General features: G+C 73.0%; 18 protein-coding genes. 7 read left to right on the top strand and 11 right to left on the bottom strand.

The window, feature by feature from the left end:
- Positions 1-111 precede the first annotated feature (111 nt).
- The gene (locus BSL84_RS20455) at positions 112-1335 is read left to right on the top strand and encodes a helix-turn-helix domain-containing protein (protein WP_075970868.1); all 1224 of its coding nucleotides are present in this window, start codon (positions 112-114) and stop codon (positions 1333-1335) included.
- An 81-nt stretch (positions 1336-1416) separates the two neighbouring features.
- Here the strand turns inward: BSL84_RS20455 and sucD are convergent, their stop codons facing one another.
- The 5 genes from sucD to BSL84_RS20430 all read right to left on the bottom strand — a co-directional run bounded on the left by sucD (position 1417) and on the right by BSL84_RS20430 (position 8465).
- A complete protein-coding gene (sucD, locus tag BSL84_RS20450; RefSeq protein ID WP_030031032.1) occupies positions 1417-2301 on the bottom strand; it encodes a succinate--CoA ligase subunit alpha in 885 nt (294 codons plus the stop codon).
- Between the two features lie 21 nt (positions 2302-2322).
- Positions 2323-3501: an ADP-forming succinate--CoA ligase subunit beta gene (gene sucC / locus BSL84_RS20445; RefSeq protein ID WP_030031033.1), complete on the bottom strand. Its 1179-nt coding sequence runs from the start codon at positions 3499-3501 to the stop codon at positions 2323-2325.
- Positions 3502-3794: 293 nt separating this feature from the next.
- Positions 3795-5000, bottom strand: coding sequence for a VWA domain-containing protein (locus BSL84_RS20440; protein ID WP_075970867.1), 1206 nt, complete (start codon positions 4998-5000; stop codon positions 3795-3797).
- A 76-nt stretch (positions 5001-5076) separates the two neighbouring features.
- Positions 5077-7362: a DUF5682 family protein gene (locus BSL84_RS20435; RefSeq protein WP_075970866.1), complete on the bottom strand. Its 2286-nt coding sequence runs from the start codon at positions 7360-7362 to the stop codon at positions 5077-5079.
- Positions 7359-8465 (bottom strand): ATP-binding protein, encoded by a 1107-nt coding sequence (locus BSL84_RS20430; protein WP_030031274.1) that lies wholly within the window; start codon positions 8463-8465, stop codon positions 7359-7361. The genes BSL84_RS20435 and BSL84_RS20430 overlap by 4 nt, the downstream gene beginning before the upstream one ends.
- Before the next feature lie 134 nt (positions 8466-8599).
- On the opposite strand from BSL84_RS20430, the gene BSL84_RS20425 reads away from it, so the two are divergent.
- Positions 8600-9943: an SWIM zinc finger family protein gene (locus BSL84_RS20425; protein ID WP_075970865.1), complete on the top strand. Its 1344-nt coding sequence runs from the start codon at positions 8600-8602 to the stop codon at positions 9941-9943.
- A gap of 240 nt (positions 9944-10183) precedes the next feature.
- Positions 10184-11764, top strand: coding sequence for a DUF5691 domain-containing protein (locus BSL84_RS20420; protein ID WP_107069677.1), 1581 nt, complete (start codon positions 10184-10186; stop codon positions 11762-11764).
- 139 nt (positions 11765-11903) lie between these two features.
- On the opposite strand, the gene BSL84_RS20415 is transcribed toward BSL84_RS20420, so the two are convergent.
- Positions 11904-12305 (bottom strand): cobalamin B12-binding domain-containing protein, encoded by a 402-nt coding sequence (locus BSL84_RS20415; RefSeq protein ID WP_030764263.1) that lies wholly within the window; start codon positions 12303-12305, stop codon positions 11904-11906.
- Positions 12306-12478: 173 nt separating this feature from the next.
- Between BSL84_RS20415 and BSL84_RS20410 the strand changes: the two genes are divergently transcribed.
- Complete coding sequence (locus BSL84_RS20410; RefSeq protein WP_075970864.1) at positions 12479-13261, top strand: esterase/lipase family protein; 783 nt, start codon at positions 12479-12481, stop codon at positions 13259-13261.
- A gap of 164 nt (positions 13262-13425) precedes the next feature.
- Positions 13426-15060, top strand: coding sequence for a M23 family metallopeptidase (locus BSL84_RS20405; protein ID WP_420718786.1), 1635 nt, complete (start codon positions 13426-13428; stop codon positions 15058-15060).
- Positions 15061-15158: 98 nt separating this feature from the next.
- Here BSL84_RS20405 and pcrA read toward each other — a convergent pair whose 3' ends face one another.
- Both pcrA and BSL84_RS20395 read right to left on the bottom strand, forming a co-directional pair.
- Complete coding sequence (gene pcrA, locus BSL84_RS20400) at positions 15159-17675, bottom strand: DNA helicase PcrA (RefSeq protein WP_030028771.1); 2517 nt, start codon at positions 17673-17675, stop codon at positions 15159-15161.
- On the bottom strand, positions 17659-18009 hold the full coding sequence (locus BSL84_RS20395; RefSeq protein WP_037662107.1) for an ArsR/SmtB family transcription factor: 351 nt from the start codon (positions 18007-18009) through the stop codon (positions 17659-17661). Before BSL84_RS20395 ends, pcrA begins: the two co-directional genes overlap by 17 nt.
- 78 nt (positions 18010-18087) lie before the next feature.
- On the opposite strand from BSL84_RS20395, the gene BSL84_RS20390 reads away from it, so the two are divergent.
- The gene (locus BSL84_RS20390; RefSeq protein WP_075970863.1) at positions 18088-18441 is read left to right on the top strand and encodes a hypothetical protein; all 354 of its coding nucleotides are present in this window, start codon (positions 18088-18090) and stop codon (positions 18439-18441) included.
- A gap of 146 nt (positions 18442-18587) precedes the next feature.
- Entirely contained in the window at positions 18588-19637 is a 1050-nt protein-coding gene (locus BSL84_RS20385; protein WP_045323153.1) for an NlpC/P60 family protein, read from the top strand.
- Positions 19638-19685: 48 nt separating this feature from the next.
- On the opposite strand, the gene BSL84_RS20380 is transcribed toward BSL84_RS20385, so the two are convergent.
- The 3 genes from BSL84_RS20380 to BSL84_RS20370 all read right to left on the bottom strand — a co-directional run bounded on the left by BSL84_RS20380 (position 19686) and on the right by BSL84_RS20370 (position 22918).
- Complete coding sequence (locus BSL84_RS20380) at positions 19686-20789, bottom strand: alpha/beta hydrolase (protein ID WP_045323152.1); 1104 nt, start codon at positions 20787-20789, stop codon at positions 19686-19688.
- A gap of 138 nt (positions 20790-20927) precedes the next feature.
- Entirely contained in the window at positions 20928-21626 is a 699-nt protein-coding gene (locus BSL84_RS20375) for a LuxR C-terminal-related transcriptional regulator (RefSeq protein WP_030026673.1), read from the bottom strand.
- Positions 21623-22918 carry an ATP-binding protein gene (locus BSL84_RS20370; RefSeq protein WP_030026674.1) on the bottom strand — a complete coding sequence of 432 codons (1296 nt, stop codon included), beginning with the start codon at positions 22916-22918 and terminating at the stop codon, positions 21623-21625. Before BSL84_RS20370 ends, BSL84_RS20375 begins: the two co-directional genes overlap by 4 nt.
- Positions 22919-22946: the final 28 nt, after the last annotated feature.

The following is a 22946-nucleotide window of genomic DNA, read 5'->3' as shown; positions in this document are numbered from 1 at the left end:
GGTGCCTTCGACACGCGCTATGGGCGGGTAACAGGCGAATGTCCGTGGTGTCGCCCAATATACGTTTATGTACTTTTTCGCTCAGGGCTGCCGGGTCGCGGGGAGTGCGGCATGACACGAAGCGTCGAGGGCCTGCCCGCCCCGAACGAGCGCCGAAGACTGCGCGAAGCCGCGGAACTGACACTGGATGAGGTCGCCACGGCGGTCGGCGTCGCCGTGGCGACGGTCCGCTCCTGGGAGTCCGGGCGCACCACCCCGCGCGGCCGCAAGCGCGACGCGTACGCGCGCTTCCTGGCCGGCCTCCCCGAACGGGCCGGGGCGGCGGACGCGACCGGGCCGCCGGGGCGCACCGATCCGGTCCTGGTGGCGGTCGCGCCCGGAACCGGGGCGGAGGAGGGCGTCGCACAGGCTGCTCCCGACGGGCCCGCCGGCTCCGACGGGAGCGCCGACAGCGCCGCCGCCGCGCCTGCCACGCCGGTCGTGCCCGCCGTGCCGGCCGCCCGGCCCGTCGTACGTCCCGTCGTCGATCCGGCCGAGGCCTTCGACACGCTCCACGAGCTGGCCGCGCCCGCCCTCGCCCGGCAGGCCTACCTGCTCACCGGCCGCCGCGCGCTCGCCCTGGAGGCCGTGGACCGGGCCTTCACCCGCGCCTGGGACCAGTGGCCCGAGGTGGCCACCGACCCGGATCCGGTGGGCTGGGTACGCACGATCGTGTACGAGTACGCGCTCTCCCCCTGGCACCGGTTCCGGCGCTCCCACCGCCGGAACGACCGGCCCCCGGCCGATCCCGCCGACCGGATCCTGCTCGACGCGCTGCTCGCCCTGCCCAAGGTCCACCGCCGCACCGTCCTGCTCTACGACGGCGTCGGCCTCGACCTGCCGGACACCGCCGCCGAGACGGAGGCCACCACCCCCGCCGCCGGCAACCGCATCCTCAACGCGCACGCCGATCTCGCCGCCCGGGTGCCCGAGCTGGCCGACGTACCGGTCGAGAGGCAGTCCGCGGCGCTGCGGGAGCGACTCGCCGCGCTGCGGCCGCCGTTCCCCCTCGACCCGCGGCCGGCGGCGGCGGTCCGCGGCGGCGGTGAGCGGCGCACCCGGCAGTGGACCCGGGCCACGCTCGGGCTGACCGCGGTGATCACGGCCGCGACCGCCTACACGGCGGCGACGGCCCCCACCCGGTACGACCCCCCGCTCGCGCCCGGCGAGAGCGTGTCGGGTGTGCCGCCGCTCAGCGGTCCGCAGCAGCTCACCGAACGGAGCAGGCAACTCCACGACAAGCTCCGCGCGGACCCGGAGGCGGGTCCGGCGCGCGTCGCCCCGCGGCTCGACTGAGGCGGCGTACGCGAACGGGCGTGGCCCGCACCCCGGGAAGGAGGTGCGGGCCACGCCCGTCTGTGCGCGAGAAGCCGGAGATCAGCCGTTCAGGATCTCGCGGGCCAGCTTCGCGGTCTCGGTCGGCGTCTTGCCGACCTTGACGCCGGCGGCCTCAAGGGCCTCCTTCTTGGCCTGCGCGGTACCGGAGGAGCCGGAGACGATGGCGCCGGCGTGGCCCATGGTCTTGCCCTCGGGGGCGGTGAAGCCCGCGACGTAGCCGACGACCGGCTTGGTGACGTTCTTCGCGATGAAGTCCGCCGCACGCTCCTCGGCGTCGCCGCCGATCTCGCCGATCATGACGATCAGCTCGGTCTCCGGGTCGGCCTCGAAGGCCTCCAGGGCGTCGATGTGCGTGGTGCCGATGACCGGGTCGCCACCGATGCCGACGGCGGAGGTGAAGCCGATGTCGCGCAGCTCGTACATCATCTGGTAGGTCAGCGTGCCGGACTTCGACACCAGACCGATCTTGCCGGGCTTGGTGATGTCGCCCGGGATGATGCCGGCGTTGGACTGGCCGGGGGTGATCAGACCCGGGCAGTTCGGGCCGATGATGCGGGTCTTGTTGCCCTTGGCGGTCGCGTACGCCCAGAAGGCGGCGGAGTCGTGCACCGCGATGCCCTCGGTGATGACGACGGCCAGCGGGATCTCGGCGTCGATGGCCTCGACGACGGCGGCCTTGGCGAAGGCCGGCGGGACGAAGAGGACGGAGACGTTGGCGCCCGTCTTCTCCATCGCCTCGGCGACGGAACCGAAGACCGGGACCTCGGTGCCGTCGAAGTCGACGGTGGTGCCGGCCTTGCGCGGGTTCACGCCGCCGACGATGTTGGTGCCGTCAGCCAGCATCAGCTTGGTGTGCTTCATGCCCGTGGCACCGGTCATGCCCTGGACGATGACCTTGCTGTCCTTGTTGAGGAAGATAGCCATGTGAGTCTGTGACCTCTGCCCTTACTTCGCAGCCGCGAGCTCGGCGGCCTTGTCGGCCGCGCCGTCCATGGTGTCCACGCGCTGCACCAGCGGGTGGTTGGCGTCCGAGAGGATCTTGCGACCCAGCTCGGCGTTGTTGCCGTCGAGACGGACGACGAGCGGCTTGGTGACCGCCTCGCCCTTCTCCTCCAGCAGGGCCAGCGCCTGGACGATGCCGTTGGCGACCTCGTCGCAGGCGGTGATGCCACCGAAGACGTTGACGAAGACGGACTTGACGTCCGGGTCCCCGAGGATGATTTCGAGGCCGTTGGCCATGACGGCGGCGGAGGCGCCACCGCCGATGTCCAGGAAGTTGGCGGGCTTGACGCCACCGTGGTTCTCACCGGCGTAGGCGACGACGTCCAGGGTGCTCATGACGAGACCCGCGCCGTTGCCGATGATGCCGACCTCACCGTCGAGCTTGACGTAGTTGAGGTTCTTCTCCTTGGCGGCGGCCTCAAGCGGGTTCGCGGCCGCGTGGTCCACGAACTCCTCGTGGCCCGGCTGGCGGAATTCGGCGTTCTCGTCGAGCGAGACCTTGCCGTCGAGGGCGATGACCTCGCCGGAGGCGACCTTCGCGAGCGGGTTGACCTCGACGAGGAGCGCGTCCTCGGCGATGAAGGTGTCCCACAGGGTGACGAGGACCTCGGCGACCTTCTCGGCGACCTCGGCCGGGAACTGCGCCAGCTCGACGATCTCGCGGGCCTTCTCGATGGTCACGCCCTCGTTGGCGTTCACCGGGACCTTGGCGAGCTTCTCCGGGGTCTCCTCGGCGACCTGCTCGATGTCCATGCCGCCCGCGACCGAGGCCATGGCCAGGAAGGTGCGGTTGGTGCGGTCGAGGAGGTACGAGACGTAGTACTCCTCGACGATCTCGGGAGCGGTCTCCGCGATCATCACCTTGTGGACCGTGTGGCCCTTGATGTCCATGCCCAGGATGTCCGTCGCGCGGGCGACGGCCTCGTCCGGGGTGGCGGCCAGCTTCACGCCGCCGGCCTTGCCGCGGCCGCCGACCTTCACCTGCGCCTTGACGACCGACTTGCCGCCCAGCCGCTCGGTGGCCTCGCGAGCCGCCTCAGGCGTGTCGATGACTTCACCGGCCAGCACCGGTACACCGTGCTTGGCGAAGAGGTCCCTCGCCTGGTACTCGAACAGGTCCACGCGCGTCCGTCCCTTGTCTTTTCAAAGATTCGCAGTGATTCGCGGTTGTCTGCTATCTGCGTGGGCGTGCCGCGGAGGGCAACGTGTGACGGCGCTGTCACAAGGAAGGCGCACACGGTGACCGTGGACGCGGCATGTCCGTCCGGCAGGTTATCCCCGTGGGGCGTGCGGCCCTAAATCGCAGATCACACCTGAGCGGTGATACCTGTCACAGAACACCTCACGGTTGAACTGGAAATTCGTGCGATCGGCCGATTCACACGGGGCGCCGCGCCGGGCGTGTCGGAGGATGGTCAGGGGGTCGGCAGAGGCCTCTTCTCCAGCGCCGCGGCCATCACCTCCGGAAACAGGTCGGGGGTGCAGGCGAAGGCCGGCGCGCCGAGCGCGGCGAGGGCAGCGGCGTGCTCGCGGTCATAGGCCGGGGCCCCTTCGTCGGACAGCGCCAGCAGGGTCACGAACTGGACGCCCGCCCCCTTCATGGCGGCGACGCGCTTCAGCATCTCGTTGCGTATGCCGCCCTCGTACAGGTCGCTGATGAGGACGACGACCGTGTCGGCGGGTCGGGTGATCTTCGACTGGCAGTAGGCGAGGGCGCGGTTGATGTCCGTGCCGCCGCCCAGCTGGGTGCCGAAGAGGACGTCGACCGGGTCGTCGAGCTGGTCGGTCAGGTCGACGACGGCGGTGTCGAACACGATCAGGCGGGTGGCGATGGAGCGCATGGAGGCGAGGACGGCACCGAAGACGGAGGCGTAGACGACGGAGGCCGCCATCGAACCCGACTGGTCGATGCAGAGGATCACCTCCTTCTTCACCGACTGCGCCGCCCGGCCGTATCCGATCAGCCGTTCGGGGACGACGGTGCCGTGTTCGGGCAGGTAGTTCTTCAAGTTGGCCCGGATCGTGCGGTCCCAGTCGATGTCGCGGTGGCGGGGGCGGCTGATGCGGGCGGAGCGGTCGAGCGCTCCGGTGAGGGTGGCCCGGGTGCGGGTCGCGAGCCGCTTCTCCAGCTGCTCGACCACCTTGCGGACCACGGCCCGCGCCGTCTCCTTCGTCGTCTCGGGCATCGCCTTGTTCAGGGAGAGCAGGGTGCCGACGAGGTGGACGTCCGGTTCGACGGCCTCCAGCATCTCCGGCTCCAGCAGCAGGGCGGACAGCCCGAGACGCTCGATCGCGTCGCGCTGCATCACCTGGACCACCGAGCTGGGGAAGTACGTGCGGATGTCCCCGAGCCAGCGGGCCACGTTCGGCGCGGAGCCGCCGAGGCCGGCCGAGCGCGCCGCCCCCGAGGCCCTGCGCGCGCCCGGTTCGCCGCCTCCGCCGTAGAGCGCGCCGAGCGCGGCGTCCATCGCCGCGTCCCGCCCGGTCAGCGCGTGCCCGGTCCCGTCGGCGTCTCCGCCGCCGAGCACCATCCGCCACCGCCGCAGCCGCTCGCCTCCCGCCAGGTCCGCGGGGCCTGCGGTGTCCTGGTTCGCCGCCACACTCGTCTCCGTACCGCTCATCCGTCCGTCCCCCTGCACTCGTCGTACTCGTCGTACTCGTCGCGACGGCGCCGCCCTCTCGGCACGGCAGCCGCCCTCAGGCCGCCGCGACCGTGTCGGCGGACGCGAGCAGCATCCGCACCAGCTCCGTCACCGCGTCCGCCCGCTCCGCGTCCAGCTCGGGGGCGAAGCCGTCGGGGGCGTCGCCCGCCGACCGCGCCGCCGGGCGCCCGGGGCCGCGCCGGACCAGCTCGCCCAGGCTCCGTCTGACCCCGGGCTCGTACGCCCCGAACGTCCGCCTCAGCAGCGGCAGCACGTCGGTGAAGGCCCGCTCCGGCACCCCCGCCAGCCAGGTGTCGATCAGGCCCAGCAGCCGGTCGTCGTGGACCAGCAGGGTGCCGCCGCCCGAACTCCCGCCCGCGAAGCCCTCGATCCAGCCGGCCGCGTCGGCGGGCGGGGCCGCCGGGGACAGCGCGAGCCCCATCAGCCGTGCCGTCTCCCCGGCCTCCAGCCGCCCGTCGTCGAGCAGGAGCCGGACCGCCCTGCCGCGGATGGCGCCCGGCACGGTGTCGCGGTCCGCCAGCGTGCCCAGGACCGCGGACCAGCGCTCACGCAGCCCGTCGTCGGCGTCCGCCAGCAGGCCGACCGCCGTGTGCACCCCGTCGACGTGGCCGCGCAGTTCGGCCGCCGCGTCGGCGTCCAGGCCGGCCGCGCAGGCCGGGGGCAGCGCGACGCATATCCGCTCCGCGAGCCCGGCCGCGACCGCGCCGAGCGCCGTCGCGTCGGTGCCCCGGACGTCCCCGTACCGCAGCGAACGGGCCAGTGCCGGCAGGGCCTTGGCGAGCCGTGCGACGTCGGTGTCCAGCGCGGCGCGGTCCGCGAGGGCCCGCAGTACGGCCGGCAGCGCCTCGGACAGTCCGGCGAGGAGGCACTTCTCGGCCAGCGCCGTCACCTCGCCCAGTTCCTCGGCGCAGGCGGCGTCGGCCTCTGCCTTGGCCGTGGCCGCGGCCAGGACGGTGGTGCCCCAGATGCCGGCCTCGGCCACCCGTACGGACAGCTCCGGGTCCCAGCGCAGCCGCCAGGTCTCCCGGAAGGTTCCGGTGCTGCTGCGGGAGGCCGTCGGGGTGCCCCAGCCGATGCCGAGCAGGCGCAGCCGGTGCAGCAGCAGGGACTTCGCCGCGTCGGTGTCCTTGCGCAGGTCCAGTTCCAGTTCGCGTTCCTGCGCCTCCGCCTTGAGCCGCAGGGAGCGCTGCTGCCGGGTCAGGTCCCGCTGGAGCGGGACGACGGGCGCCGCGTCCGGGACCTCGCCGAGCACGTCGCCGACGACGAGGCGGTCCTCGATGAGCGCGAGCGGTATGTCGGAGCCGTCACACATCACCGCCCGGACCGATTCCAGCGTCTCCGTCAGGCCGGGCAGGGGCCGTCCCCGCATCGCGGCCAGGGTCTCGGCGAGCCGGACCGCTTCGATGACGTGCGCCGAGGACACCTGCCGGTCCTCCTCGCGCAGCAGGCCGGCGACCTTGGTGAGCCACCGCTCGACGGGCCGGTCCGGCGCGGAGAAGAGGTGGGCGTACCAGCCGGGTGAGGTGATGCCCGCGCCGTATCCGCCGGCCCGGGCGAGCCGGCGGTGGGTCCACGGCACCCAGGTGGTCTCGACCTTGACCTTGGGCAGCCCGGTCAGCAGCGCCTTGTCGGCGGCGACGGTGGTCTTCGCCCGCAGCGCGGGGACGTGCCATGCGCCGCACACCACGGCGTACCCGTCGCCGAACTCGCGGCGGGCGGCCCGCATCCGCCCGCGCATGTACGCCTCGCGGACCAGGTCGCGGCGGTGGCCGCCGTCGCCGCAGGCCTCGCGCAGGGCGCCCATGGCCTCGCCGAGCGCTTCGAACGCGGCGAGGGCCTCCTCGCCTGCGCCGCCGGTCCCCCGGTGCTCGACGACGTCCTCCCACCAGCGCTCGGGGTCGTCGTACCCGGCGGTCTCGGCGAGGACCGCGAGCGGGTCCAGCCTGACCGCGTCCGGCTCGGCCCGGTCGGGGTCCGCCTCCCCGGCGCCGGCCAGCGAGTGGGCGGCGGGCAGGTCCATGAACCGGACCGGCACGCCCGCCCGCTGTGCCCAGCGGACCGCGACCCACTCCGGGGAGAAGTCGGCGAGCGGCCAGAACGCGGCCCGGCCCGGGTCGTCCGCGGCGTGCGCGAGCAGCGCCACGGGCGGCCGCATCCCGGGGTCGGCGGCCAGTTCGAGCAGGGCGTCGCCCTCGGGCGGGCCCTCGACGAGCACGGCCGCGGGGCGGGCCGCGTCCAGGGCGGCCCGGACCGCGCGGGCCGATCCTGGGCCGTGGTGGCGTACGCCGAGGAGCAGCGGGCCCTGGCGGGCGGTGCTCATACGGTCACCTCCCGGCAGGCCCGGTAGAAGTCCTTCCAGCCGTCGCGCTCGCGGACCACGGCCTCCAGGTACTCCTGCCAGACGACCTTGTCGGCCGCCGGGTCGCGGACGACGGCGCCGAGGATTCCCGCGGCCACGTCGGAGGGGCGCAGGACGCCGTCCCCGAAGTGGGCCGCCAGGGCCAGGCCGTTGGTGACGACGGAGATGGCCTCGGCGGTGGAGAGGGTGCCGCTGGGCGACTTCACCTTCGTGCGGCCGTCGTCGGTGACGCCGTCGCGCAGCTCGCGGAAGACGGTGACGACGCGGCGGATCTCCTCCAGACCCTCGGGCACGGCCGGCAGGTCGAGGGCGCGGCCCATCTGGTCGACGCGGCGGGCCACGATGTCGACCTCGGCGTCCGCGGTGGCGGGCAGCGGCAGGACGACGGTGTTGAAGCGGCGGCGGAGCGCGCTGGAGAGCTCGTTGACCCCGCGGTCGCGGTCGTTGGCGGTGGCGATGAGGTTGAAGCCGCGTACGGCCTGGACCTCTTCGCCGAGCTCCGGTATCGGCAGGGTCTTCTCGGACAGGACGGTGATGAGGGTGTCCTGGACGTCGGCGGGGATGCGGGTGAGTTCCTCGACGCGAGCGGTCATGCCCTCGGCCATGGCCCGCATGACGGGGCTGGGGACGAGGGCTTCGCGGCTGGGGCCGTGGGCGAGGAGCCGGGCGTAGTTCCAGCCGTAGCGGATGGCTTCCTCCGGGGTGCCGGCGGTGCCCTGGACGAGGAGGGTGGAGTCGCCGCTGACGGCGGCCGCGAGGTGTTCGGACACCCAGGTCTTGGCGGTGCCGGGGACGCCGAGCAGGAGCAGGGCGCGGTCGGTGGCCAGCGTGGTGACCGCCACCTCGACGATCCGGCGCGGGCCCACGTACTTGGGTGTGATCACGGTGCCGTCGTCGAGCGTGCCGCCGAGCAGGTAGGTGGCGACGGCCCACGGGGAGAGTTTCCAGCGGGTCGGACGGGGCCGGTCGTCGGCGGCCGCCAGGGCTTTCAGTTCGTGCGCGAAGGCGTCTTCGGCGTGCGGTCGCAGCGCCTCGGCGCCGATGCCGTTCTCGGGCTTGCTCATGGTCCCCCTCCAATGCTCCGCAGCCGCTCCCGACTGCTGTTCCCACGGTGCACCACGCCACTGACAACGCCCGCCTCCGAACGCGTCGTTGCAGGTCAGAGCGATTGTCAGAGGGGGTCTCTACGGTGGTTCACATGACTGAGCAGGGGGTCCGCTGGACGGCGGAACAGGTACTGGCTCTGGCTCCTGACGATGCCTCACGCAAGGCGGGCGGCAGACTCGGCGGGGCGGGGCCGTGGTCACAGATCGGAGGTTCCGCTTCCGGTTCTGTATGGGGGTTGTGCAAGGGCAGCGGGAGCAATCCGTACCGGACGGTCGTCGACCTGACCGGGCCGGCCTACAAGTGCTCCTGCCCGAGCCGGAAGTTCCCGTGCAAGCACGCGCTGGGGCTGCTCCTGCTCTGGTCCGCCGAGGGGGTCGGCGAGCCCGGGGAGGCACCGGACTGGGCCGCGCAGTGGCTGGCGGACCGTGCGGCGAAGGCCGCGCGGACCGCGTCCGGGACGACCGGGCCGGTGGACCAGGAGGCGGCCCGGCGCCGGGCCGAACGCCGGGCGGCCCGCGTCGGGGCGGGTGTGACCGAGCTGGAACAGCGCCTGGCCGACCTGCTGCGCGGCGGGCTCGCGGGCCAGGAGCACACGGGGTACGCGGCATGGGAGGAGACCGCCGCCCGGATGGTGGACGCACAGGCGCCCGGACTGGCCGGACGGGTGCGGGAGTTGGGGACGATACCCAGTTGCGGCCCCGGCTGGCCCGCCAGGATGCTGGAGGAGGCGGCGCTGCTGCACCTGCTGGACCGGGCCTGGATGGGGGTGACGGGGCTTCCGGACCAGTTGGCGGCGACCGTGCGCAGCCGGGTGGGACTGCCGGCCTCCGGGGAGGGGGAGGCCGTACGGGACCGCTGGCTGGTGCTCGCGCAGTACGACTCGGTGTCGCCGGACGGCCGGCTCACCACCCGCCGGATATGGCTGCGCGGGCTGGCGGGGGGACGGCCCGCGCTGGTGCTGGACTTCGGCCCGCCCGGGCGGCCGCCGGGGCTGGCGCTGCCGGTGGGGCTGGTGCTGGAGGCGGAGATGCGCTTCCGGCCCGGCTCGGCGGGGCTGCGGGCGGACCTCGGGGAGAGGTCGGCCGCGGCCGTGCCGTGCCGGGAGGTCCCGGCCGGGGTGAGTACGGGGGCGGCCCTGGAGGCCTACGGGGCAGCGCTGCGGGAGGACCCGTGGCTGGAGTCCTGGCCGGTGGTGCTCGGTCCGGTGGTTCCGATACCGGGAGAGCTCGGCTGGCAGGTGGCGGACGCGGAGGGCACCTCCGCCCTGCCGGTGCCCCTCACCGGGGCGGGCAGCCGCTCCCGCGGAGGGCTGTGGCAGCTGGCCGCGTTGTCGGGCGGGGGCCCGGTGACGGTCTTCGGCGAGTGCGGCCACCGCGGGTTCACCCCGCTGACGGCATGGCAGCCCGGCTCGTCCGAGCCGGTCGCCCTGTCCTGACCTGACGACGACATCGCAGGGGGCCTGGGGGGTCCTGTGCCGTTCCGCGAGGACGGCCGGAAGAGGTGCGGCGCCGGGGGGCGCCGTAGAGGCAACGACGAGAAGCCGGGGGGCTTTCATGAACGACAACCACGCCAGTTGAACGAAGCCGCACACGGCACAGACAGCCCCGGTCCCGTGGAGGGGGCGGGACCGGGGCGACGCACACCGACGATGACGAGCAGCGAGGGAGGGGCACCGATGGGCGAGGGTGACGAGGGGTACGGGGAGTGGCAGGAACTGGTCGGTGCCGCGCTGCTGGGCACCGACCGGCGCCGGGGCGGGGGCCCGGCCGGCTCGCCGGAGGCGCTGCTGGACGCGGCGGCCGTGCACGCCGTCCGCCGCCGGGCCGGTTTGCGGCCGGCGGTGGCGGGCCCCCGCCCGGAGCCGGCACCCCGCGATGCCCGGCCGGCGCCTCCGGAGGCGGCCGGCCGGCGGCTCGCGCAGCTGCTGGCGGGCCGCAGCGGTCCGGTGAACGGCGGCGGGCGGCGCGGATCCGCCCCCGATCTGACGGAGCTGCTCCCGCAGTGGCTGGCCGCGGCCGGACGGCACGGCTACCGCGCGCCCGACGCGCTCGTACCGGCGCTGCTGGACGCCGCCCGGGCCCGCACCGACCTGCGCCCGCACGCCCTGGCCCTGGCCGGGACGCGGGGGCTGTGGCTGGCGCGGATGAATCCCGACTGGCGGTTCGCGCTGCGCGGCGGGGCGGCCGGCGGGGACCTGCCGGACGTGACCGACGGCGCCGCGGTGGAACGGCTGTGGGAGGAGGGGCTGTTCGCCGAGCGGGTCGCGCTGCTCGGCGCCGTACGGGCCCACGAGCCGGCGGCCGCGACGCGGCTGCTGGCGACGACCTGGGCGAGCGAACGGGCCGAGGACCGGCTGATGTTCCTCGATTCGCTGAGGTCGGGACTCTCCCTGGGGGACGAGCCGTTCCTTGAGGCGGCTCTGGGCGACCGCAGCCGCAATGTTCGTGCGACGGCAGCCGAACTGCTGTCCGCGCTCCCGAAGTCGGCGCTTGCGGGACGCATGGCCGAGCGCGCCCTGGCCTGCGTGGGCCCGGAGGGGGTGGCGCCGCCGGCCGAATGCGATGCGGGCATGCTCCGCGACGGGGTGGTCAAGCGGCCGCCCGCCGGACGCGGCGAGCGTGCCTGGTGGCTCGGCCAACTCGTCGAGGCGGCGCCGCTGTCGTGCTGGCGGGAGCGGTTCGGCGGCCTCGGGCCGGCGGAGATCGTCGCCCTGCCGGTGGCCGCGGCGGAGGGCTGGACGGAGGAACTGCACGCCGCGTGGTGCCGGGCGGCGGTGCGCCAGCGCGACCCGGAGTGGTCGCGGGCCCTGCTCGGCCCGGCGTCGGCGCCTCCCGCCGCCGGCCCCGGCACGGCCTCCCTCGCCGAGCGGGCGAAACTGCTGGAGACCCTGTCCGACGCGGAACGGGCCGCATGGGTCGCGGAGTTCATACGGGCCCACGGGCTCTCCGAGGCGTTCCAGCTGCTCGGGGTGTGCGTGGTGCCGTGGGCCGGCGCGCTGGGCCGGGCGGTGGTGGACGCGCTGGACATCGCCCGCGAGGCGGGCAGCTACCCGTGGAGCTTCAGCGGGGTGATGGGGCTGGCCGAGCGCTGCCTCGACCCTGCCGAGGCCGGCCGTCTGGAGGCCCTGACCGCTGCCGCGGAGGAACCGCCGGACGCGTCCCCGGGCGCGGCGGCGTACTGGGCGGAGGCCTTCCAGCGGCTGGTGGCCACCCTCCGGCTGCGCGCGGCGATGCTGTCGGAACTGGCCCCGGCCTGATCCCTGCGGGACGCCCGGCCGGCGTCCGCGGCCGGGCTGCCCGGCCCGGACGCCGGCCCGGCGCGGTCCGGGCAGGCCGCGTTCCCGTCCGGCAGCGCCGGGCCGACCGGGTGGACGGCCCGCTTCCGGCCGGCGGTGGCTACTGCCGCACGTGCGCGTTGACCCAGTCCACGATGGAGGTCGTCGTCGCGCCCGGGGTGAAGATCTCGGCCACGCCCTTCTCCTTGAGGGGGGCGATGTCGTCCTCCGGGATGATGCCGCCGCCGAAGACCTTGATGTCCTCCGCGTCGCGCTCCTTGAGGAGCTCCAGCACCCGCACGAAGAGCGTGTTGTGGGCGCCCGAGAGGATCGAGAGGCCGATCGCGTCGGCATCCTCCTGGATCGCGGTGTCCACGATCTGCTCGGGGGTCTGGTGGAGGCCGGTGTAGATGACTTCCATACCCGCGTCCCGCAGCGCCCGCGCGATCACCTTGGCCCCGCGGTCGTGGCCGTCGAGACCCGGCTTGGCCACCACCACACGGATCGGACCGGTCACACCCATCGCACTGCCTCCCGAGTGAACGAACGTTAAGTACAGCATCGCGCACGCTGCCGTTTCGCGGGCGGGCACGAGGGGGAAATCACACGTGGGACGGCATTGCGCCACCGTGCCGACAGCCGCACGGCACGGTGGCGCGGCGGCCGCCGCCCCCGGAGGATCACAGGAGGCCGTCGATGGGTCTGTCCTTACCGGTTCCCGTGCCCTTGTCCGGCGCCGCCCTGCGGGCCGGCGCGCTGGAGGTCGTCGTGCTCGGCGGGCACCTCCTGCTGTACCCCACCGGGGTGTGCCAGGAGAGGACGGCCCCCGCCGCGGCCACGACACGCCCGCCCGTTCTCCTCCTCCACGGCTTCACCGACAACCGCTCGGTCTTCGTCCTGCTGCGCCGCGCCCTCGCGGCCGGCGGCCTGCGGCACGTGGAGGCGTACAACTACTCGCCCCTCGCGCTCGACCTGCGCGTGATCGCCCGCCACCTCGCCCGGCGGGTCGAGCAGCTGTGCGAACGCACCGGACACGAGCAGGTGGACCTGGTGGGGCACAGCCTGGGCGGCCTGGTCGGCCGGTACTACGTCCAGCGCCTCGGCGGCGACAGCCGCGTCCGCACCCTCGTCACGCTCGGCACTCCGCACGCCGGGACGCGGGTGGCCCCCTTCATGGACGCGCACCCCCTCGTGCGGCAGATGCGCCCCGACTCCGAGGTGCTCGCCGAGCTGGCGGCGCCGTCGCCCGGCTGCGCCACCCGTTGCGTGGCCTTCTGGAGCGAGTTCGACACGCTGATGGCGCCGGTCGGCAGCGCGCGTATCGAACACCCCGACCTGTGTGTGGAAAACGTGCAGGTCATGGGCATCGGCCATCTGGCTCTTCCGGCACACCCCGCGGTCATCGCGGCAGTCGCCCGCGCCCTCGACGGCCCCGCGCCCACGGCCGTGACCGGCCCGGACGCGGCCTCCGTCGCCTGACAGCCCAGCGGCCGCCACTCGAACACATTTCGAACTCAAGGCCAAGGCTGCGTCTTCCGGCGACCGAAAGGCGGCCGAATGCCCGGTTCCGCTGAACTGAGGACCCGGCGAAGATTGTCGTTGCGAGTAACCGACGGGTACAGTCACGCCACTGCTCTCCTCCGGTGAACTTCGAGTTCCCGGCCACCCAGGCCCCCACTGCCGAGGCGAAAGAGAAGTTGGTGAACGACCGCCCCTCGTCGGGCCAGTACCCGGATGCCGGGTATGACGGCCTTTCCACCACCGCTTTCGCTGGTGACTCGACCTACGTTTCCTATGAAACGCAGGGCCAGGGGGTCAACTACGCCGCCTACGGCTCCTATGAGACCGGCGCGTACGACACCACGGCGTGGACCTCGCAGGACCCCTACCTGTCCACGATCCCCTCGCAGTCAGCCCCCGAGGACACCACCGGGAGCTGGGACGCGAGCGCCTGGAACGCGGCGGGGGCAGGCACGGACCACTCCGGCTACACCGCCTACCCGTCGGCCTCCTTCGGCTACGACACCTCCGCCGAGCAGACCGGCCACTGGGCGATGCCGGGCTTCGGCACGACCGGCACCGAGACCGGCGCCTACGACGCGACCGCCTGGAACACCGTCCCGCAGGCCTCGGCGCAGCCCGAGGCCGACTACGCGTACGACTACCAGCCCGCGCAGCAGGACTACGCGTACGGCACGACCACCCTCGGCACCGCCGGCTATGCCCACGAGGTCCACGAGGTCCACGAGGTCCAGGAAGCCCCGGGGACCGGGGCCGCCGACCACCACTACAGCGAGACCGCCGTCTTCGAGGTGCTCGCCGACGAGACCGCCGAGGTGTCGTCCGAGGGCTCCGAAGGCCACGAGGCGTACGAGCTGCCCGAGGTCCACGAGCTGCACGGCGTCCACGACATGCCTACCCAGGCCATGCCGGTGACCTCCGCGCCGCGCGCCGCGCGCCGCAACGCAGCCAAGGGCGGCGCCAAGGGCAACGCCAAGTCGGCCGGTACGAAGACGGCCGGCGCCAAGTCGGCGGGCAGCCGCCGGCGCACCCCGGCGAAGCGTTCCGCCCTGCTGACCGTCGCCGTTCCCTCCGCCTGCGTGATGGGTGTCGCGGGCGTCGCGGCCGCCTCCGTCGGCGGCCTGACCGGCACGGACAAGTCCGGCGAGGACACCACCACGGTGGCCGCGCCCGACCCGGCCTCGGTGAAGCCGGTCGCCGCGAACACCAAGCTCGACACCCAACTGGTCGCGCTCAGCGCCGACGCGGGCGACTTCGCGGACCGCGCGAGCCGCACGCAGGAGCGCATCGACCTGCGCGAGCGCCAGGAAGAGGAAAAGAAGAAGAAGGCCGAGGAGGCCGCGGCCAAGGAGGCCGCCCGCCCCAAGTTCGCCGTCCCGGTGAACCAGCACGGCCTCAGCGCCAGCTTCGGCCAGGCCGGCGGCATGTGGATGTCGGTGCACACCGGCATCGACTTCCCGGTGTCCTACGGGACGCCGGTCATGGCGGCCACCGACGGCACCGTGCGCACCCAGTACAACAGCGCTTACGGCAACATGGCCATCGTAACCGCGCCCGACGGCACCGAGACCTGGTACTGCCACCTCAGCTCCACCAAGATCCGCGGCGGCAAGGTCAAGGCGGGCGACGTCATCGCCTACTCGGGCAACTCCGGCAACTCCACCGGTCCGCACCTCCACTTCGAGGTCCGTCCCGGCGGCGGCTCCGCGATCGACCCCCTGGCCTGGCTCCGCAGCCACGGCCTCGACCCGAGGTAGCCACCGCCACCTCGGCGCCCACCGCCCGGCCAGCCCCACCGGCCCCACGCGTGCCCGGCAGCGTTCGCGCTGCCGGGCATTCGCGCACGGCCCGGCCGTCAGAGCTTCTGCACCGGCGCGTAGCGCAGCAGCAGCCGCTTGGGCTTGTCGTCACCGAAGTCGATGGTGGCCTGCGCGTCGGCGCCCGCTCCCTTGACCTCCATGACGGTGCCGAGCCCGAACTGGTCGTGCGTCACCCGGTCCCCGACCGTCAGGGCGATGACCGGCTTGTCGGAGGCCCGGCGCGTCGCGAAGCCGGACGGGCCCGACTTCGTACGCGCCGAGGACAGGAAGGCCTCGGGCGAGGTGCCGAACGACGTCCGTCCGCCACCGGCGCCCGAGCCGTAGCCAGAACTGCGCATCGGACCGGCCGGCTTCTGCGCTGCTCCTGTGCGCTTCCACTGCAGGTACTGGTCCGGGATCTCCTCCAGGAACCGCGACGGCGGGTTGTAGGAGGGCGTGCCCCACGCGCTGCGCATGCCGGAGCGGGTCAGGTACAGCCGCTCTCGCGCCCGCGTGATGCCGACGTAGGCGAGGCGGCGCTCCTCCTCCAGTTCCTTGGTCTGGCCCAGCGCGCGCATGTGCGGGAAGACGCCGTCCTCCATGCCGGTCAGGAACACCACCGGGAATTCGAGGCCCTTGGCGGTGTGCAGGGTCATGAGGGTGATGACCCCTGAGCCGTCCTCGTCCTCGTCGGGGATCTGGTCGGAGTCGGCGACGAGGGCGACCTGCTCCAGGAACTCGGCGAGCGTCCCGGGGCCGACCGGCGCCGCGCCCTCCGGTGCCTCGGCGGCCGCGGCCTCGCGCCCCTGCTCGAACTCCAGCGCCACCGCGGCCAGCTCCTGGAGGTTCTCGATCCGCGTCTCGTCCTGCGGGTCGGTCGACGCCTGGAGTTCGGCGAGGTAGCCGGTGCGCTCCAGGACCGCCTCCAGCACCACGGCCGGGCCGGCGCCCGAGTCGACGATCGTGCGCAGCTCCTCCATCAGCGTGTTGAACCGCTTCACCGCGTTGGTGGAGCGGGCCGCCATGCCGAAGGCCTCGTCGACGCGCCGCAGCGCCTGCGGGAAGGTGATCTTCTCGCGCAGCGCGAGCGCGTCGATCATCGCCTCGGCGCGCTCGCCGATGCCGCGCTTGGGCACGTTCAGGATGCGCCGCAGCGGGACGTTGTCCTCCGGGTTCGCGAGGACGCGCAGGTACGCGAGGACGTCGCGGACCTCCTTGCGCTCGTAGAAGCGGACGCCGCCGACGACCTTGTAGGGCAGGCCGACCCGGATGAAGATCTCCTCGAACACGCGCGACTGGGCGTTGGTCCGGTAGAAGATCGCGACGTCGCCGGCCTTGGCGTCTCCGGCGTCGGTGAGTCGGTCGATCTCGTCGGCGACGAACTGGGCCTCGTCGTGCTCGGTGTCCGCGACGTAGCCGGTGATGACCGCGCCGGAGCCGGCCTCGGTCCACAGGTTCTTGGCGCGCCGGTTCTCGTTGCGCTCGATGACGGCGTTGGCGGCGGAGAGGATCGTCTGCGTGGAGCGGTAGTTCTGCTCCAGCAGGATCGTCGTCGCGTCCTTGTAGTCCTCCTCGAACTGGAGGATGTTGCGGATCGTCGCCCCGCGGAAGGCGTAGATGGACTGGTCGGCGTCGCCCACCACGCACAGTTCGGCAGGCGGCAGGTCCGGGTAGCCGGTGCCGACCAGCTCGCGCACCAGCGTGTACTGCGCGTGGTTGGTGTCCTGGTACTCGTCGACCAGGACGTGCCGGAAGCGGCGCCGGTAGTGCTCGGCGACGTCCGGGAAGGCCTGGAGGAGGTGGACCGTGGTCATGATGATGTCGTCGAAGTCGAGGGCGTTGGCCTCGCGCAGCCGCGCCTGGTACATCGCGTACGCCTGCGCCAGGGTCTTCTCGAAGCCGTCGGCGGCCTGGTCGGCGAAGGCCTCTTCGTCGATGAGCTCGTTCTTGAGGTTGGAGATCTTGGCGTTGAAGGACTTCGGCGGGAACTTCTTCGGGTCCAGGTCCAGGTCGCGGCAGACGAGGGCCATCAGGCGCTTGGAGTCGGCCGCGTCGTAGATCGAGAACGACGAGGTGAAGCCGAGCCGCTTGGACTCGCGGCGCAGTATGCGCACGCACGCGCTGTGGAAGGTGGAGACCCACATGGCGCCCGCGCGCGGGCCGACCAGGCCCTCGACGCGCTCCTTCATCTCGCCGGCGGCCTTGTTGGTGAAGGTGATCGCCAGGATCTGGCCGGGGTGGACGCCGCGGGCGGCCAGCAGGTGGCCGATGCGGTGCGTCAGCACGCGGGTCTTGCCGGAGCCGGCGCCGGCCACGATGAGCAGCGGGGAGCCCGCGTGCACGACGGCGGCGGCCTGCTGCTCGTTCAGGCCGTCGAGGAGTGCCGCCGGGTCGATGACGGGCTTGGGAGAGCCGTCCCGGTAGTACGCGTCCCCGGTCATGGGCACGTCGAAGTGCCCCCCGAAGAGGTCGTCGGCACCCGCCTCCGGGGCGGGGTACTCCTCGGGCGGCGGCGGGACCTCGTCGGAGGGGGTGAGGTCCGCCAGGAAGCTGTCGTCAAAGAGGCTGCTCATCGCATTCCGAGTCTAGGGGGCGGGACCGACAGGCCAGCACGAGTTCCAGCAGACCGGGGAAACGGAGCTCCAGGTCGTCGCGGCGCAGCGCGAGGTAGAGCCTGCGGCCCTGGGGGCGCCGGCGGATGACCCCGCTCTCGCGCAGCGTCCTGAGGTGGTGCGTGACACTCGACCGGGGCAGGTCGGGCACGACGTCGCCGCAGCAGGCCTCCGCGCCGGAGGCGAGCTTGCGGACGATCTCCAGCCGCACGGGGTGTCCGAGCGCCGCCAGGACGTCGACGAGTTCGATGCGGTCGGCGGCGGGGTGGGACAGGTCGTCGGCGGCGGCATGCATGCCCCCACTGTACGCAGATCTCGTACGGACGCCGACCCGCCTCCGGGGCCGCCCGTACGCCCCCGTACGCTCGCTGCCATGGACGTACTCATCAGTGTCTTCGTCGGCCTGCACATCATCGGGATCGCGGCCCTGCTCGGCGGCTTCCTGACCCAGATGAAGGCGATGAGCGCCGGCACCGCCCGCTTCACGCCCGCCATGCTGCACGGCGCGCTCACCATGCTCGTCACCGGCGTGCTCCTCGTCGGCTTCAACGAGATGGACGGCAGCCCCGTCAACCACGTCAAGATCGGCGTGAAGCTCGCCCTCCTCTTCGTGATCCTCGCCCTGGTCTACGTCAAGCGCGACGAGGAGCGCGTCGACAAGGCGGCGTTCGGCGCCGTCGGCGGCCTGACCGTGATCAACATCTTCGTCGCCCTTCTCTGGCACTGACCCACCCCGGAACGATCCACTCCGGTCCGGCGCGGCCACCTCCGGTCGCATCAGGCCACTTGCGATCATCCCGTCATCCGCCCGTTACCTCCGGGTCTAGCGTCCTCCTCCTAGCAGCACCGGCAGAGGAAGGACGTGAGGCCCTCGTGGCCAGTCATCGAAAGCCCAGGCAGCGCCCGCTCTCCGGCGGCTCGGTACGGACCGCCGCCACCATCGCCCTCGCGGGCGCTGCCACCGCCACCGCCTTCGAAGGCACCTCCCAGGCCGACCCCCGGCCCACCCCCGCCCAGATCAAAACCGAGGTGGACCGGCTCTACGAGGAGGCCGAGGCGGCGACCGAGCGGTACAACGGGGCGAAGGAGAAGGCCGACGAGGCCGAACGTGCCCTGACCGGCCTGCGCGACGAGGCCGCCCGCAAGGCCGACCAGCTCAACACCGCCCGCAGCGCGCTGGGAACGCTCGCCGCCTCCCAGTACCGCAGCGGCTCCCTTGGCCCCGCCGTACAGCTCGCGCTGGCGCAGGACCCGCAGGAGTACCTCTCCCAGGCCTCCTTCATCTCCCGCGCCGGGGAGCGCAACGCCGCCGGGATCACCACCGTGCGGCGCAAGCTCGACGAGGTCGCCAAGCTGCGCGAGCAGGCGTCGGGGCGGCTCGCCGACCTGCGCACCCGGCGGGACGAGCTCGCCTCCCACAAGGCCGAGGCCGAGAAGAAGCTGGCCGCCGCCAAGCAGCTGCTGGCAAAGCTCACCGCCGAGGAGCGGGCCGCCTACGAGGCCCAGGCGCCCGGCGCCGCGTCCGCGGCCACCGCCGGCCAGGCCGCCCCCGCGCCCCCGCCGCCCGCCGACGGCTCCCGCGCGGCCCGCGCCGTGGCCTTCGCGTACGGCGCGATCGGCAAGCCCTACGTGTGGGGGGCGACCGGTCCCGGCTCCTTCGACTGCTCGGGGCTCACCCAGGCGGCGTGGCGCTCGGCCGGGGTGTCCCTGCCCCGTACCACCTACACGCAGATCAACGCGGGCCGACGCGTCTCCCGCGACCAGCTGGCCCCCGGCGACCTGGTGTTCTTCTACTCCGGGGTCACCCACGTCGGCCTCTACGTCGGCAACGGCCAGATGATCCACGCCCCCCGCCCGGGATCGACGGTCCGGCTGGCGCCGATCGACTCGATGCCCTGGGCCGGCGCCTCCCGCCCGGCGTGAGCCCGACCGGCGGACACGCGTACGCCGGGCGGCAGACCCGGCGGCCCCCTACGGGGCCTTGACCACGCCGCTCAGCCAGCCGAAGGTCTGCGGCAGCTGCTTGGACCACGATTCGAGGTTGTGGCCGCCGACGACCTTCTCGGCGTGGACGACGGTCGGGTTCTGCGCGAGACCCTTGAGGTCCATGCCGGACAGGTAGCCGTCGTGCTCCGCGCCCGAGAGCCACAGCGAGACGGCCGGCGGGGCCGGCTGCGCCTTGAGGATGTTCTTCAGGTTGTGGGCGGTGCGCGTCTGCGGATCCTGCGCGACGAGTGAGGTGGGCTCCTGGCCGGGGTCGTTGTAGCCGGACAGGGAGACGGCCGCGCTGTAGCGGTCGGGGTGGGAGATGGCCAGCTTGGCGGCGCAGTAGGCGCCGGCGGAGTACCCGGCCACGCCCCAGGTACGGGCCTCGTCCGAGGCCCGGAAGTTGTCGACGACCATCTTGCGGACGTCGACGCTGAACCAGCTGTCCGCGTTGACCTTGCCGGGGAGGTTGGCGCAGCCGGTGTCGCCGTTGCCCAGGAGCATGGCGCGCGGCGAGACGAGGATGAACGGCTGCACCTTGCCGCTCTTCATCAGCGGCTCCAGCACCTCGTGTGCCTTGAGCCCCTGGAACCAGGACTTGCCCGTCCCGGGAATGCCCGGGATCAGCTCCACGACCGGAAACTTCCTGTCTTTGAAGGCCGGGTCGTCGTACTGCGGGGGCAGCCACACCAGGACGTCGCCCTTGACCCCGGAGATCTTGCCGTCGAGCTCGGTCTTCCTGACCCGGCCGCCCAGCCCCTCGACCGGCTGGAAGACCTGCTTGACCTTCGGAGCCTCTTCGACCTTCTTGCCGCCGAGGCCGTCAGGGCCGAGGTCGGGGGCCGCGGTGACGTACGTGCCGGTGCCGAGCAGGTCGTCCCACGAGTTGTAGAAGTGCTCGGCCCTGTTGACCGCGACGAACACCACGGCGATCGCGGTGACCTGTGCGAACACCACCATCAGGAAGCGCAGGGCGACCCGTACGACGGCGGGGCCGCGCACCTTGCTCCACACGGCCAGGGGCAGGATGACGGCGAGCGCGGTCAGTGCGATCACCGTGGCGAAGAAGGGGGTCCCGGTCAGGCTCATCACGCCACCGTAGAGGGCGGCCGGCCGGGCCCCGGTTGCCGGGTCGACCTGCGGTTTCGGTCACACCGCAGGTCAACGGCGCACGGCGCGCGGCAGCCGTCACCCGTCAGGTGTCCGACATCACGCGCGCCTCATGCGTCACACCAGGCGTCGGGCCGTCGCCCAGCGGGTCAGCTCGTGCCGGTTGGAGAGCTGGAGCTTGCGCAGCACCGCCGAGACGTGCGACTCCACCGTCTTGACGGAGATGAAGAGCTGCTTGGCGATCTCCTTGTACGCGTATCCGCGGGCGATCAGCCGCAGCACCTCCCGCTCGCGCTGCGTGAGCCGGTCCAGGTCCTCGTCCACCGGCGGGGCGTCCGTCGAGGCGAACGCGTCGAGGACGAAGCCGGCCAGGCGCGGCGAGAACACCGCGTCGCCGTCCTGCACACGGAAGACGGAGTCCACCAGGTCGGTGCCGGTGATGGTCTTGGTGACGTACCCGCGCGCGCCGCCCCGGATCACGCCGATGACGTCCTCGGCGGCGTCCGACACCGACAGGGCGAGGAACCGCACCGGATTCTCCGCGGCCGCCATCAGCGGGGCGCAGCGGCGCAGCACCTCGACGCCGCCGCCGCCGGGCAGGTGCACGTCCAGGAGGACCACCTCGGGCCGGGTGGCGGTGATGACGGTGACGGCCTGGTCGACGTCGGCGGCCTCGCCGACGACCTCGACGCCGGTCCGTGCGGTCTCGCCGATCTCGGCCTGCACCCCGGTGCGGAACATCCTGTGGTCGTCGACGAGCACCACCCGGACGCGCCTGGTCTCCCCCGTGCCTGCGTTCTTGCCGTCCTCGGTCATGCCGCGTTCGCCGCCCTCTCCATCTCCAGCTCGACTTCCGTGCCGCCGTCGGGCGCGGACCGCAGTCGTGCGGTCCCGCCGTTGCGCTGCATCCGGCCGATGATCGATTCTCGTACGCCCATGCGGTCCTCGGGTACCGCGTCGATGTCGAAGCCGGGACCGCGGTCGCGTACGGACACGAACACCGTCTGCCCCTCCACCTCGGCGTACACCTGCACCGGCCCGCCCTCGCCACCGTACTTGGCCGCGTTGACCATCGCCTCGCGCGCGGCCTGGAGCTGTGCGCCCAGCTTCTCGTCGAGCGGGCAGTCGCCGACGACGACGACCTCGATGGGCACGCCGTGGTGGTCCTCCACCTCGGCGGCGGTCTTCTTCACGGCCTCCGCCAGCGTGGCGGGCTCGTCGGCCTCGTCCTTGCCGGTGCCCTCGGGCTTGTAGAGCCAGTTGCGCAGCTCGCGCTCCTGGGCCCGGGCGAGGCGGCGCACCTCGCCCACGTCCTCGGCGTTGCGCTGGATCAGGGTGAGGGTGTGCAGCACCGAGTCGTGCACGTGGGCGGCGACCTCGGCGCGTTCCTGGGCGCGGATGCGCATCAGCCGTTCCTCGGAGAGGTCCTGGGTCATCCGGATCAGCCAGGGTCCGGCGAGCAGGGCCACGCCGACGAGGACGGCGAGGGTGGCGGTGAGGACGTTGCCGAGCTGCGCGGCGGAGCCCCGTACGACGATGAAGACCGTGAGGCCCACACCGACCAGGGCGACGCCGGCGAGCGCGCGGGCGGCCTGGAAGAGCCGGCCGTGCCGGCCGGCGGCGGTGGTCCAGTGGGCGCGCCGGGCGTTGTCGGCCTGCCGCCAGACGAGGACCACGCCGGCCCCGACCAGCAGTGTCGGCCACACGTGGCGCCCGGACTCGCCGCCCACCTGCACCTTGGAGATGAAGATGCCCGCGCCGATGAACAGGGCGATCAGTGCCGTGATCTGTCCGCTGTCGGGCTTGCGCAGCCTGCGGGTGCCGTCGGGGAGGACCTCGAAGAAGGAGCGGTGCCCGGCGCGGCCGCCGACGCCGAGCGGCACGAACACCCAGAACGCGGCGTAGAGCAGCACGCCGAGCCCGTCGCCCCACATGAAGAGGAGGAGGAACGCGAGCCGGACCCATCCCACGGGCAGCCCGAGGTGCCCGGCCAGTCCCCGCGCGACACCGCCCAGCATCCGGCCGTCGGCGCTGCGGTAGAGCTTGCGCTGCGGCAGGTCGTCGGCGTCCGGGGCGTGCGGGGGGCGGGAGGCGGCGGCTACGGGCATGTCACCAAGGGTCACACGGCCGGCTGGG

Origin of the sequence: Streptomyces sp. TN58, from assembly GCF_001941845.1 — a bacterium.
Classification (GTDB): Bacteria; Actinomycetota; Actinomycetes; order Streptomycetales; family Streptomycetaceae; genus Streptomyces.
The sequence above is the reverse complement of the archived record's forward strand: the minus strand, read 5'-3'. Positions and strand labels throughout refer to the sequence as shown.